The organism is Shigella sp. SIG6 (assembly GCF_053555815.1).
The window spans coordinates 1-13371 of sequence record NZ_JBQZXC010000102.1 but is presented as its reverse complement, the minus strand read 5'-3'; the positions used below and the strand labels follow the sequence as shown (position 1 = coordinate 13371).

Genomic DNA, 13371 nt, shown 5'->3' with positions numbered 1-13371 from the left:
GTAACCATTTTCCCTGGCAATCTCGCTGATGGGTTTTACTGTCGTTTGTATAGCAGACAACGCATTATTTAACCTCACGTCGTCCAATATACTTTGAAAACTTATTCCCTCGCTTGCCAGACGGCGATACAATGTGGAAACAGAAATGTAGAGATATCTCGCTACCTTGTTTGCTGTCCATTTTGTTCCAGGTTCGGATAGCATTAGGTTATAACAACGACTTATTAATGATTGTTTACTATCTGATAAAAGTAAACAATTAACATGATGTGCTCCTAATGAAAGTAGAACGCCCATTGCTAAGTGTTCCTGAATTTGCGTTGAGAAGCCTCGGGAAATAGATGTTTTTAGTTGCTCCCAACAATATATTAACTCGGGGTTCTGAGGTAAGCAGAAACCTGTCGTGTTACGAATTTGATCAGTTATCGCATAAAATTTTTGAAACTTTTCAATTAGATCAATGGGATAATAAAGCATTTCTGCAAGATAAAGACCTGCTTCTGGATAATTCACAATATAAAATTCATATCCACAGGGAAATAATATTATCTGATTATTATCAACAGTTAGACTATGCGTCTCCCAATTGATAACTTTTTTCCCTGACGGATACGACATAAAGCTGGCATAAGAGGCTTAACCCTGTGAATCTCATGATGTTTATGCATCCGTATTTCTTCAATCTTTAGGTTAGACTTATCTTTTGCCAGCATACTCTTACCCTACTTTATCTCATAAACTGGTGTTATCTCAGCGGTTGCAATTTTATTGGCATTAAGCATATAACCAACTAACGCTCCGCTGGAATTAGAATCCACAGGAATCTTATCAGTTTTTAGAGCCCATACTTTAAACTGGTAATGATGGGGTTTATCTCCTTTGGGAGGACATGCTCCACCAAATCCTGCATAACCAAAATCATTTCGGCCTTGAACAGCACCAGTCGTAAGTTTTGTACCATCACGTCTTCCTGCATCAGTGGGCAAATATGTTACAGTTGCTGGAATATTAGCAACAGTCCAGTGCCACCATCCACTGCCTGTAGGAGCATCTGGATCATACACAGTTACGGCAAAGCTTTTGGTGCCTTCAGGAGCACCAGACCAGGTTAATGAGGGCGATGTATTACCACCTTCACACCCAAATCCAGAAAATACATGAGACGTTGTAAGTTGCTCTCCTGTTTTTATTTCATTACTAGTGACCTGAAATGCTGCGGCCTGCGCAGAAAATGTTATGAATGCCAATACACTTGAAACGATAAGTTTTTTCATAAAAACCTCATTGTTGTGACCTATCGTTATTTTATTTGATGTGCCTTGATCTCATTATGCATAAAGGCGCAATGATCGCGCAAATGCAATCATAATTATAAAGGTGCCCCGAACATTAGCCATAATATGTACAAATCAGATTCCTGTTATCTCAAGGATAATTATTTTTTAATGCGGTGCACTTCGTGACAACAAGTTAATGACTAACACACCGGCACAAATCAACATCATGCCTATGATAGCTGGCAGGTCCAGTCGTTGACCAAAAAATCCCCAGGAAAGCAAACTAATCAGAACGATACCGACTCCTGACCAGATAGCATAAGCAATCCCTGTAGGTATATAAGCCAGCGTCTGAGCTAATAACCAGAATGATGCACAATAGCAAATAATTGTGCCAACAGAGGGCCATAACCGTGTAAACCCCTCTGAAAACTTCATTAAGGTTGTACCAATGACCTCTGCAAGTATTGCGCCACCAAGATAAATATAAGGGTTCATAGCATATTCTTTCCTGTTCATACTGGAGAGAATTGTACTACAGTTTGAACACAACTCACCGTTTTCATCCTGGTGTATGTGTATCCAAGGGGCTCTGGCGTGGCAAGAGATAAAGGCAGGAACAATAATGATCAGAAGGAACCCCAGGCTAACGAATGAGTTCACTCTTCCTGGGAGCAAAGCGAAGACAAAACATGTTATCGCGTTTACGGATCGTGGATGGCAGAAAACAACCAGGATCAGGTATCCATTTTAAACCAGAAATTGAGTGAGTTTGCCCCATCCATGCCCCACGCTGTGGGATCGGATATAATTAAACAAGCATAGTCAACAGGTTACACAACCTACACCTGCATGGACATCACTTCCTGATACACCGCCACCAGCTTATTACGCACCTGAATCCCCATTTGCATAGAAACTGAGGCTTTTTGCATATCGGTCATCACATCGTTTAGCGCCACGCCGGGTTCACCGAGGGTGAATTTTTCTGCCTGCGTGCGGGCGACTGTTTGTGTATCGCTTATGCGATCGAGCGCGGCGTGCAGCTGCCCGGCAAAACTAATGGTCGGTTGCGGCAGTGATTCCTGCGCACGCGCACTCATCGCCGTAGCCTGTAACTGGCTGATAACCCCTTCAATCCCCTGTATCGCTGACATTTTCGTCTCCCGGATAATTTCTGGTAACAAAGCCTACCAGTAAGTCAATAAGACAAAGGCGCTAAATAGCAACAAAAAAACGGGTTTATTGGCGGATAGAAAAAAACGAAAGCACAAATAATGGGAGCGTCAATTTTTCGAGTTTGCTGACCCGAGAGTGAGTCTTGTTCCACTTTGCCAATAACGCCGTCCATAATCAGCCACGAGGTGCGCGATGAATGCGACTGCAGCCCAGACAAAATCTCTTGAGTGGCTTAATCGCCTGCGTGCGAATCCGAAAATTCCATTGATTGTTACCGGTTCCGCGGCAGTGGCGGTCATGGTCGCACTGATCCTGTGGGCGAAAGCCCCCGACTACCGCACATTATTCAGCAATCTTTCCGATCAGGATGGTGGCGCAATTGTCAGCCAACTGACGCAAATGAATATTCCTTACCGCTTCAGCGAAGCCAGCGGCGCTATTGAGGTTCCGGCAGATAAAGTTCACGAACTGCGCCTGCGCCTGGCGCAACAAGGTTTGCCCAAAGGCGGCGCGGTCGGTTTCGAACTGCTCGATCAGGAAAAGTTTGGTATCAGCCAGTTCAGCGAACAGGTGAATTATCAGCGGGCGCTGGAAGGCGAGCTTTCTCGTACCATCGAAACTATCGGCCCGGTAAAAGGGGCGCGCGTACATCTGGCAATGCCGAAACCGTCTTTATTCGTCCGTGAACAAAAATCCCCTTCTGCATCGGTGACGGTAAATCTGTTACCCGGCCGCGCACTCGATGAAGGGCAAATTAGCGCTATTGTACATCTGGTTTCCAGCGCGGTTGCTGGTCTGCCGCCTGGAAACGTCACGCTGGTGGATCAGGGCGGGCATCTGTTAACCCAGTCCAATACCAGCGGGCGCGATCTTAATGACGCTCAGTTGAAATATGCCAGCGATGTCGAAGGCCGTATTCAGCGGCGTATTGAAGCGATCCTGTCGCCTATTGTTGGTAACGGTAATATTCACGCCTAGGTCACGGCGCAACTGGACTTCGCCAGTAAAGAACAAACGGAAGAACAGTATCGCCCTAACGGTGATGAATCTCATGCGGCGCTTCGTTCACGCCAGCTTAATGAGAGCGAGCAAAGCGGTTCCGGTTATCCGGGCGGCGTACCGGGGGCGTTGTCGAATCAACCGGCACCTGCGAATAACGCGCCAATCAGCACGCCTCCGACAAATCAAAATAACCGCCAGCAGCAGGCGAGCACCACCAGCAATAGTGGGCCGCGTAGCACACAGCGGAATGAAACCAGTAACTACGAAGTCGATCGCACCATTCGTCATACCAAAATGAACGTGGGCGATGTGCAACGTCTGTCAGTCGCGGTAGTGGTGAATTACAAAACCTTGCCAGACGGTAAACCATTGCCTCTCAGCAACGAACAGATGAAGCAAATTGAAGCTCTGACCCGCGAGGCGATGGGCTTTTCTGAAAAACGCGGTGATTCGCTCAATGTTGTTAACTCGCCGTTCAATAGCAGTAACGAAAGCGGCGGAGCACTGCCGTTTTGGCAACAGCAAGTGTTTATCGATCAGTTGCTGGCTGCCGGTCGCTGGTTGCTGGTACTGCTGGTGGCGTGGTTGCTGTGGCGGAAAGCGGTACGCCCGCAGCTAACACGTCGCGCCGAGGCGGTGAAGACTGTGCAGCAACAGGCGCAGGCCCGCGAGGAAGTGGAAGATGCGGTGGAAGTCCGTCTGAGCAAAGACGAACAACTCCAACAACGGCGCGCTAACCAACGACTGGGGGCAGAAGTCATGAGCCAGCGTATCCGTGAAATGTCTGATAACGATCCGCGCGTGGTGGCGCTGGTCATTCGCCAGTGGATAAATAACGATCATGAGTAACCTGACAGGCACCGATAAAAGCGTCATCCTGCTGATGACCATTGGCGAAGACCGGGCGGCAGAGGTGTTCAAGCACCTCTCCCAGCGCGAAGTGCAAACCCTGAGCGCTGCAATGGCGAACGTCACGCAGATCTCCAACAAGCAGCTAACCGATGTGCTGGCGGAGTTTGAGCAAGAAGCTGAACAGTTTGCTGCACTGAATATCAACGCCAACGATTATCTGCGTTCGGTATTGGTCAAAGCTCTGGGTGAAGAACGTGCCGCCAGCCTGCTGGAAGATATTCTCGAAACCCGCGATACCGCCAGCGGTATTGAAACGCTCAACTTTATGGAGCCGCAGAGCGCCGCCGATCTGATTCGCGATGAGCATCCGCAAATTATCGCCACCATTCTGGTGCATCTGAAGCACGCCCAGGCCGCCGATATTCTGGCGTTGTTCGATGAACGTCTGCGCCACGACGTGATGTTGCGTATCGCCACCTTTGGCGGCGTGCAGCCAGCCGCGCTGGCCGAACTGACCGAAGTACTGAATGGCTTGCTCGACGGTCAGAATCTCAAGCGCAGCAAAATGGGCGGCGTGAGAACGGCAGCCGAAATTATCAACCTGATGAAAACGCAGCAGGAAGAAGCCGTTATTACCGCCGTGCGTGAATTCGACGGCGAGCTGGCGCAGAAAATCATCGACGAGATGTTCCTGTTCGAGAATCTGGTGGATGTCGATGATCGCAGCATTCAACGTCTGTTGCAGGAAGTGGATTCCGAATCGCTGCTGATCGCGCTGAAAGGGGCCGAGCAGCCACTGCGCGAGAAATTCCTGCGCAATATGTCGCAGCGTGCCGCCGATATTCTGTGCGACGATCTCGCCAACCGTGGTCCGGTGCGTCTGTCGCAGGTCGAAAACGAACAGAAAGCGATTCTGCTGATTGTGCGCCGTCTTGCCGAAACTGGCGAGATGGTGATTGGCAGCGGCGAGGATACCTATGTCTGATAATCTGCCGTGGAAAACCTGGACGCCGGACGATCTCGCGCCACCACCGGCAGAGTTTGTGCCAATGATCGAGTCGGAAGAAACCATTATTGAAGAGGCCGAACCCAGCCTTGAGCAGCAACTGGCGCAACTGCAAATGCAGGCCCACGAGCAGGGTTATCAGGCGGGGATTGCCGAAGGTCGCCAGCAAGGTCACGAACAGGGCTATCAGGAAGGACTGGCCCAGGGGCTGGAACAAGGTCTGGCAGAGGCGAAGGCTCAACAAGCGCCAATTCATGCCCGGATGCAGCAACTGGTCAGCGAATTTCAAACTACCCTTGATGCGCTTGATAGTGTGATAGCTTCGCGCCTGATGCAGATGGCGCTGGAGGCAGCACGTCAGGTGATCGGTCAGACACCAACGGTGGATAACTCGGCACTGATCAAACAGATCCAACAGTTGTTGCAGCAAGAACCGTTATTCAGCGGGAAACCACAGCTGCGCGTACACCCGGATGATCTGCAACGTGTGGATGATATGCTCGGCGCAACTTTAAGTTTGCATGGCTGGCGCTTGCGGGGCGATCCCACCCTCCACCCTGGCGGATGTAAAGTCTCCGCCGATGAAGGCGATCTCGACGCCAGTGTCGCCACTCGCTGGCAAGAACTCTGCCGTCTGGCAGCACCAGGAGTGGTGTAATGACCACGCGCCTGACTCGCTGGCTAACCACGCTGGATAACTTTGAAGCCAAAATGGCGCAGTTGCCTGCGGTACGTCGCTACGGGCGATTAACCCGCGCTACCGGGCTGGTGCTGGAAGCCACCGGATTACAATTGCCGCTCGGCGCAACCTGTGTCATTGAGCGCCAGAACGGCAGCGAAACGCACGAAGTAGAAAGCGAAGTCGTTGGCTTTAACGGTCAACGGCTGTTTTTAATGCCGCTGGAGGAAGTGGAAGGTGTCCTGCCCGGCGCGCGTGTATATGCCAAAAACATTTCGGCAGAAGGGCTGCAAAGCGGCAAGCAGTTGCCGCTCGGTCCGGCGTTATTAGGTCGTGTTCTGGACGGTAGCGGTAAACCGCTCGATGGCCTGCCCTTCCCCGATACGACGGAAACCGGTGCGCTGATTACCCCGCCATTTAACCCGTTGCAACGTACACCGATTGAACATGTGCTGGACACCGGCGTGCGCCCAATCAATGCCCTGCTTACCGTCGGACGCGGGCAGCGTATGGGGCTGTTTGCCGGGTCGGGCGTTGGTAAAAGTGTGCTGCTGGGGATGATGGCACGTTACACCCGCGCCGATGTCATTGTCGTGGGTTTGATTGGTGAACGTGGGCGCGAAGTAAAAGATTTTATTGAGAATATCCTCGGTGCCGAAGGACGTGCGCGCTCAGTGGTGATTGCCGCTCCGGCGGATGTTTCTCCGCTCCTGCGAATGCAAGGTGCCGCCTATGCCACGCGCATTGCCGAAGATTTTCGCGATCGTGGTCAGCATGTGTTGCTGATTATGGACTCCCTCACCCGCTACGCGATGGCCCAGCGTGAAATTGCGCTGGCGATTGGCGAACCACCTGCCACTAAAGGTTATCCACCGTCGGTGTTTGCCAAATTACCGGCACTGGTCGAGCGTGCCGGTAATGGCATTAGCGGCGGCGGCTCGATTACCGCGTTTTATACCGTGCTCACCGAAGGCGATGACCAGCAGGACCCCATTGCTGACTCCGCGCGGGCAATCCTCGACGGTCACATTGTGCTGTCTCGCCGACTGGCGGAAGCCGGGCACTATCCGGCTATCGATATTGAAGCGTCGATCAGTCGCGCAATGACGGCGTTGATCAGTGAGCAACATTACGCGCGAGTGCGCACCTTCAAACAGCTGTTGTCGAGTTTTCAGCGTAACCGCGATCTGGTTAGCGTCGGCGCGTATGCCAAAGGCAGCGATCCGATGCTCGATAAAGCCATCGCCCTGTGGCCGCAGCTGGAGGGCTATTTGCAACAAGGCATTTTTGAACGCGCGGACTGGGAAGCGTCTATCCAGGGGCTGGAGCGTATTTTCCCGACAGTGTCATAACCCAGGAGATAACGGCAGATGGCGGAACATGGTGCGCTGGCGACCCTGAAAGATCTGGCAGAAAAAGAGGTAGAGGATGCCGCTCGCCTGCTGGGTGAAATGCGTCGCGGATGTCAGCAGGCGGAAGAACAGCTCAAAATGCTGATCGATTATCAGAATGAATATCGCAATAACTTCAATAGCGATATGAGTGCCGGGATGACCAGCAACCGCTGGATCAACTATCAGCAGTTTATCCAGACGCTGGAAAAAGCCATTACTCAGCATCGCCAGCAACTTAATCAGTGGACGCAGAAAGTTGACATTGCCCTGAACAGCTGGCGAGAAAAGAAACAACGTTTGCAGGCCTGGCAGACACTGCAGGAACGGCAATCCACGGCGGCACTGCTTGCAGAAAACCGCCTCGATCAGAAAAAGATGGATGAGTTCGCCCAGCGCGCCGCCATGAGGAAACCTGAATGATTCGCTTAGCGCCCTTGATTACCGCCGACGTTGACACCACCACATTGCCTGGCTGCAAAGCCAGCGATGCTGCACAAGATTTTCTCACGTTGTTGAGCGAAGCATTAGCAGGCGAGACAACAACTGACAAAGCGGCCCCCCAGTTGCTGGTGGCAACAGATAAGCCCACGACAAAAGGCGAGCCGCTGGTCAGCGATATTCTTGCCGATGCGCAACAAGCGGATTTACTGATCCCTGTGGATGAAACACTTCCTGTCATCAACGACGAACAATCCACATCAACACCGTTAACCACCGCTCAGACGATGACGTTGGCTGCGGTGGCTGACAAAAATACGACAAAAGACGAAAAAGCGGATGATCTTAATGAAGACGTCACCGCAAGTCTGAGCGCCCTTTTTGCGATGTTGCCGGGTTTTGACAATACGCCCAAAGTGACTGATGCACCGTCAACCGTGTTACCGGCAGAGAAACCAACGCTCTTCACAAAACTGACTTCTGCGCAACTCACTACAGCACAGCCTGATGACGCCCCCGGCACACCAGCTCAGCCATTAACACCGCTGGTAGCAGAAGCCCAGAGTAAAGCGGAAGTCATCAGCACGCCTTCGCCGGTGACCGCTGACGCCAGCCCGCTAATCACTCCACACCAGACACAGCCACTGCCCACCGTCGCCGCGCCTGTTTTGAGTGCACCGCTGGGTTCTCACGAATGGCAATAATCATTGAGCCAGCATATTTCGCTGTTCACCCGCCAGGGGCAACAAAGTGCAGAGTTGCGTCTGCACCCACAGGATTTAGGTGAAGTGCAAATTTCCCTCAAAGTGGATGATAACCAGGCGCAGATCCAGATGATTTCACCGCATCAGCACGTACGCGCCGCCCTGGAAGCAGCGCTGCCGGTACTGCGTACGCAGCTGGCCGAAAGTGGCATTCAGTTAGGGCAAAGCAACATTAGTGGCGAAAGCTTTAGTGGTCAGCAGCAGGCCGCTTCCCAGCAACAGCAAAGCCAACGCACAGCAAACCATGAACCTCTGGCGGGGGAAGACGACGATACGCTTCCGGTTCCCGTCTCTTTACAAGGGCGTGTAACAGGTAACAGCGGCGTTGATATTTTCGCCTAACGTCAGAGGTAGCACCGTAATCCGCGTCTTTTCCCCGCTTTGTTGCGCTCAAGACGCAGGATAATTAGCCGATAAGCAGTAGCGACACAGGAAGACCGCAACACATGACTGATTACGCGATAAGCAAGAAAAGCAAGCGATCGCTTTGGATCCCGATTCTGGTATTCATTACCCTCGCGGCCTGTGCCAGCGCAGGTTACAGCTACTGGCATTCGCATCAGGTTGCCGCTGACGACAAAGCGCAGCAACGCGTCGTGCCCTCCCCGGTCTTCTATGCGCTGGATACCTTTACGGTCAATTTGGGCGATGCGGATCGCGTGCTTTATATCGGCATAACCCTGCGACTGAAAGATGAAGCAACCCGCTCGCGGCTGAGTGAGTATTTGCCGGAAGTCCGTAGTCGCTTGCTGTTACTGTTTTCACGTCAGGATGCTGCCGTACTGGCGACAGAAGAAGGCAAGAAAAACCTGATTGCCGACATTAAAACCACACTTTCCACCCCGCTTGTTGCCGGGCAACCGAAACAGGATGTCACCGACGTGCTGTATACCGCTTTTATTCTGCGATAACGACATGGGCGATAGTATTCTTTCTCAAGCTGAAATTGATGCGCTGTTGAATGGTGACAGCGAAGTCAAAGACGAACCGACAGCCAGTGTTAGCGGCGAAAGTGACATTCGTCCGTACGATCCGAATACCCAACGACGGGTTGTGCGCGAACGTTTGCAGGCGCTGGAAATCATTAATGAGCGCTTTGCCCGCCATTTTCGTATGGGGCTGTTCAACCTGCTGCGCCGTAGCCCGGACATTACCGTCGGGGCCATCCGCATTCAGCCGTACCATGAATTTGCCCGCAACCTGCCGGTGCCGACCAACCTGAACCTAATCCACCTGAAACCGCTACGCGGCACAGGGCTGGTAGTGTTCTCGCCGAGTCTGGTGTTTATCGCCGTGGATAACCTGTTTGGCGGCGATGGACGCTTCCCGACCAAAGTGGAAGGTCGCGAGTTTACCCATACTGAACAGCGCGTCATCAACCGTATGTTGAAGCTGGCGCTGGAAGGCTATAGCGACGCCTGGAAAGCGATTAATCCGCTGGAAGTTGAGTACGTGCGTTCGGAAATGCAGGTGAAATTTACCAATATCACCACCTCGCCGAACGACATTGTGGTTAACACGCCGTTCCATGTGGAGATTGGCAACCTGACCGGCGAATTTAATATCTGCCTGCCATTCAGCATGATCGAGCCGCTACGGGAATTGTTGGTTAACCCGCCGCTGGAAAACTCGCGTAATGAAGATCAGAACTGGCGCGATAACCTGGTGCGCCAGGTGCAGCATTCACAGCTGGAACTGGTGGCCAACTTTGCCGATATCTAGCTACGCCTGTCGCAGATTTTAAAACTGAAACCCGGCGACGTCCTGCCGATAGAAAAACCCGATCGCATCATCGCCCATGTTGACGGCGTCCCGGTTCTGACCAGTCAGTACGGCACTCTCAACGGTCAGTATGCGTTACGGATAGAACATTTGATTAACCCGATTTTAAATTCTCTGAACGAGGAACAGCCCAAATGAGTGACATGAATAATCCGGCCGATGACAACAACGGCGCAATGGACGATCTGTGGGCTGAAGCGTTGAGCGAGCAAAAATCAACCAGCGAAAAAAGCGCTGCCGACGCGGTGTTCCAGCAATTTGGCGGTGGTGATGTCAGCGGAACGTTGCAGGATATCGACCTGATTATGGATATTCCGGTCAAGCTGACCGTCGAGCTGGGCCGTACGCGGATGACCATCAAAGAGCTGTTGCGTCTGACGCAAGGGTCAGTCGTGGCGCTGGACGGTCTGGCGGGCGAACCGCTGGATATTCTGATCAACGGTTATTTAATCGCCCAGGGCGAAGTGGTGGTTGTTGCCGATAAATATGGCGTGCGGATCACCGATATCATTACCCCGTCCGAGCGGATGCGCCGCCTGAGCCGTTAGTGATGAATAACCATGCTACTGTGCAATCTTCCGCGCCGGTTTCTGCTGAGCCACTGCTGCAGGTGAGCGGCGCACTCATCGCCATTATTGCCCTGATCCTCGCTGCTGCCTGGCTGGTAAAACGGCTGGGATTTGCCCCTAAACGCACTGGCGTTAACGGTCTGAAAATTAGCGCCAGTGCTTCGCTGGGCGCGCGTGAACGGGTCGTGGTGGTCGATGTGGAAGATGCACGGCTGGTGCTCGGCGTTACCGCAGGGCAAATCAATCTGCTGCATAAACTTCCCCCTTCAGCACCAACGGAAGAGATACCGCAGACCGATTTTCAGTCGGTCATGAAAAATTTGCTTAAGCGTGGCGGGAGATCCTGATGCGTCGTTTGTTTTCTGTCGCACCGGTCCTTCTCTGGCTGATTACGCCCCTCGCCTTCGCGCAACTGCCGGGTATCACCAGCCAGCCGCTACCTGGCGGTGGACAAAGCTGGTCGCTCCCGGTGCAGACGCTGGTGTTCATCACCTCGTTGACGTTCATTCCAGCGATTTTACTGATGATGACCAGTTTCACCCGCATCATTATTGTTTTTGGTTTATTGCGTAACGCGCTGGGAACGCCCTCCGCGCCACCTAACCAGGTATTGCTGGGGCTGGCACTGTTTTTGACCTTTTTTATTATGTCGCCAGTGATCGACAAAATTTATGTCGATGCGTACCAGCCATTCAGCGAAGAGAAAATCTCAATGCAGGAGGCGCTGGAAAAAGGGGCGCAGCCGCTGCGTGAGTTTATGCTGCGTCAGACCCGCGAGGCAGATTTAGGGTTGTTTGCCAGACTGGCGAATACCGGCCCGTTGCAGGGGCCTGAAGCTGTGCCGATGCGCATTTTGCTCCCGGCCTACGTGACCAGCGAGTTGAAAACCGCATTTCAGATAGGCTTCACGATTTTCATCCCTTTTTTGATTATCGACCTGGTGATTGCCAGCGTGTTGATGGCATTGGGGATGATGATGGTTCCCCCCGCCACCATTGCTCTGCCCTTTAAACTGATGCTGTTTGTACTGGTGGATGGCTGGCAATTGCTGGTCGGTTCGCTGGCGCAGAGCTTTTACAGCTAGAGAGGCAAAATGACACCTGAATCGGTCATGATGATGGGAACTGAAGCGATGAAAGTCGCGCTGGCACTGGCAGCCCCGCTGTTGCTGGTAGCGCTGGTCACGGGCCTTATCATCAGTATTTTGCAGGCAGCCACGCAGATTAACGAAATGACGCTGTCGTTTATTCCGAAAATCATCGCCGTATTTATCGCCATCATTATTGCCGGACCGTGGATGCTCAATCTGTTGCTGGATTACGTCCGCACCTTGTTCACTAACCTGCCGTATATCATCGGGTAGCCCGTACAATGATGCAGGAGACAAGCGATCAATGGCTTTCCTGGTTAAACCTGTACTTCTGGCCGTTACTGCGCGTGCTGGCGCTCATTTCTACCGCGCCAATTCTGAGCGAACGCAGCGTGCCGAAACGGGTAAAACTGGGTCTGGCAATGATGATCACGTTCGCCATTGCCCCATCATTACCTGCCAACGATGTTCCTGTTTTTTCGTTCTTTGCTCTGTGGCTGGCCGTGCAGCAGATCCTGATCGGCATTGCGCTTGGTTTTACCATGCAATTTGCCTTTGCCGCTGTGCGAACCGCTGGCGAAATTATCGGTCTGCAAATGGGGCTGTCATTTGCGACATTTGTCGATCCTGGCAGCCATCTCAATATGCCCGTTTTAGCGCGCATCATGGATATGCTGGCATTACTGCTGTTCCTGACATTTAACGGTCATTTATGGTTGATTTCACTGCTGGTCGATACCTTTCACACCCTGCCGATTGGTAGCGAACCGTTGAACAGCAATGCGTTTCTGGCACCCACCAAAGCAGGGAGTTTGATTTTCCTTAACGGGCTGATGCTGGCGTTACCGCTCATTACTCTGTTGCTGACCCTGAATCTGGCATTAGGTTTACTGAATCGTATGGCCCCGCAATTATCCATTTTTGTTATTGGATTTCCATTAACTCTGACTGTCGGCATCTCTTTAATGGCGGCATTAATGCCGTTAATTGCGCCTTTTTGCGAACATTTATTCAGTGAAATTTTTAATTTGCTGGCTGATATTATTAGTGAATTACCATTAATATAATTCCGTAACGTTTATCATGCTACCCTAAGGATTATCCGAAAAATAATATCTGCGAACATCTTCCAGGATACTCCTGTAGCGAAATATTTGTTTTAAGCTCACTCACATATCGCAACATTTACTTTAAGACAATTCCAGGCAAATTATACAACACTTTACGGGATAGTAAGTCCGCCTGAAAAATTGCGAGAGTGACGCATTAGGTGACCCATGTTGTTCCGTTTAGTCATGATGAAATATTCAGGTAAGGGGAATTATCGTTACGCATTGAG

General features: G+C 51.7%; 13 protein-coding genes and 4 pseudogenes. 13 read left to right on the top strand and 4 right to left on the bottom strand.

The genetic code is table 11. The annotated features are described in order from the left end of the window. The 4 genes and pseudogenes from ACUU1M_RS15250 to fliE all read right to left on the bottom strand — a co-directional run. Nucleotides 1–713, bottom strand: a pseudogene (locus ACUU1M_RS15250) (helix-turn-helix transcriptional regulator); the annotation flags it as partial. A 9-nt stretch (nt 714–722) separates the two neighbouring features. Then, nucleotides 723–1274 carry a Raf kinase inhibitor-like protein YbcL gene (ybcL, locus tag ACUU1M_RS15245; RefSeq protein WP_152029005.1) on the bottom strand — a complete coding sequence of 184 codons (552 nt, stop codon included), beginning with the start codon at nt 1272–1274 and terminating at the stop codon, nt 723–725. A 168-nt stretch (nt 1275–1442) separates the two neighbouring features. Continuing rightward, nucleotides 1443–1775, bottom strand: coding sequence for a multidrug efflux SMR transporter EmrE (gene emrE / locus ACUU1M_RS15240; protein ID WP_001070440.1), 333 nt, complete (start codon nt 1773–1775; stop codon nt 1443–1445). Between the two features lie 344 nt (nt 1776–2119). Further along, nucleotides 2120–2434, bottom strand: coding sequence for a flagellar hook-basal body complex protein FliE (gene fliE / locus ACUU1M_RS15235; RefSeq protein WP_001274302.1), 315 nt, complete (start codon nt 2432–2434; stop codon nt 2120–2122). A gap of 214 nt (nt 2435–2648) precedes the next feature. Between fliE and fliF the strand changes: the two are divergent. From fliF to fliR, 13 genes and pseudogenes are all read left to right on the top strand, one after another. Further along, a pseudogene (gene fliF / locus ACUU1M_RS15230) lies at nt 2649–4307 on the top strand (flagellar basal-body MS-ring/collar protein FliF). After that, nucleotides 4300–5295 (top strand): flagellar motor switch protein FliG, encoded by a 996-nt coding sequence (gene fliG, locus ACUU1M_RS15225; RefSeq protein WP_000067944.1) that lies wholly within the window; start codon nt 4300–4302, stop codon nt 5293–5295. The pseudogene fliF and the gene fliG overlap by 8 nt, the downstream one beginning before the upstream one ends. Further along, a complete protein-coding gene (fliH, locus tag ACUU1M_RS15220; RefSeq protein ID WP_001282675.1) occupies nt 5288–5974 on the top strand; it encodes a flagellar assembly protein FliH in 687 nt (228 codons plus the stop codon). The genes fliG and fliH overlap by 8 nt, the downstream gene beginning before the upstream one ends. After that, complete coding sequence (gene fliI / locus ACUU1M_RS15215; RefSeq protein ID WP_000213276.1) at nt 5974–7347, top strand: flagellar protein export ATPase FliI; 1374 nt, start codon at nt 5974–5976, stop codon at nt 7345–7347. Before fliH ends, fliI begins: the two co-directional genes overlap by 1 nt. A gap of 18 nt (nt 7348–7365) precedes the next feature. Continuing rightward, complete coding sequence (fliJ, locus tag ACUU1M_RS15210; RefSeq protein WP_152029004.1) at nt 7366–7809, top strand: flagellar export protein FliJ; 444 nt, start codon at nt 7366–7368, stop codon at nt 7807–7809. Beyond that, nucleotides 7806–8933, top strand: a pseudogene (locus tag ACUU1M_RS15205) (flagellar hook-length control protein FliK). Before fliJ ends, ACUU1M_RS15205 begins: the two are co-directional and overlap by 4 nt. Before the next feature lie 104 nt (nt 8934–9037). Beyond that, nucleotides 9038–9502 (top strand): flagellar basal body-associated protein FliL, encoded by a 465-nt coding sequence (gene fliL, locus ACUU1M_RS15200; protein WP_000133104.1) that lies wholly within the window; start codon nt 9038–9040, stop codon nt 9500–9502. A 4-nt stretch (nt 9503–9506) separates the two neighbouring features. Continuing rightward, a pseudogene (fliM, locus tag ACUU1M_RS15195) lies at nt 9507–10511 on the top strand (flagellar motor switch protein FliM). After that, on the top strand, nt 10508–10921 hold the full coding sequence (gene fliN / locus ACUU1M_RS15190) for a flagellar motor switch protein FliN (protein ID WP_001282086.1): 414 nt from the start codon (nt 10508–10510) through the stop codon (nt 10919–10921). Before fliM ends, fliN begins: the two are co-directional and overlap by 4 nt. 2 nt (nt 10922–10923) lie before the next feature. After that, nucleotides 10924–11289: a flagellar biosynthetic protein FliO gene (fliO, locus tag ACUU1M_RS15185; protein WP_001298519.1), complete on the top strand. Its 366-nt coding sequence runs from the start codon at nt 10924–10926 to the stop codon at nt 11287–11289. Continuing rightward, nucleotides 11289–12026: a flagellar type III secretion system pore protein FliP gene (gene fliP / locus ACUU1M_RS15180; RefSeq protein ID WP_001253318.1), complete on the top strand. Its 738-nt coding sequence runs from the start codon at nt 11289–11291 to the stop codon at nt 12024–12026. Before fliO ends, fliP begins: the two co-directional genes overlap by 1 nt. A 9-nt stretch (nt 12027–12035) precedes the next feature. After that, on the top strand, nt 12036–12305 hold the full coding sequence (gene fliQ / locus ACUU1M_RS15175; RefSeq protein ID WP_000187358.1) for a flagellar biosynthesis protein FliQ: 270 nt from the start codon (nt 12036–12038) through the stop codon (nt 12303–12305). Nucleotides 12306–12313: 8 nt separating this feature from the next. Next, nucleotides 12314–13099, top strand: a complete 786-nt coding sequence (gene fliR, locus ACUU1M_RS15170) for a flagellar biosynthetic protein FliR (protein WP_000983186.1) — start codon at nt 12314–12316, stop codon at nt 13097–13099. The last annotated feature ends 272 nt before the right edge of the window (nt 13100–13371 follow it).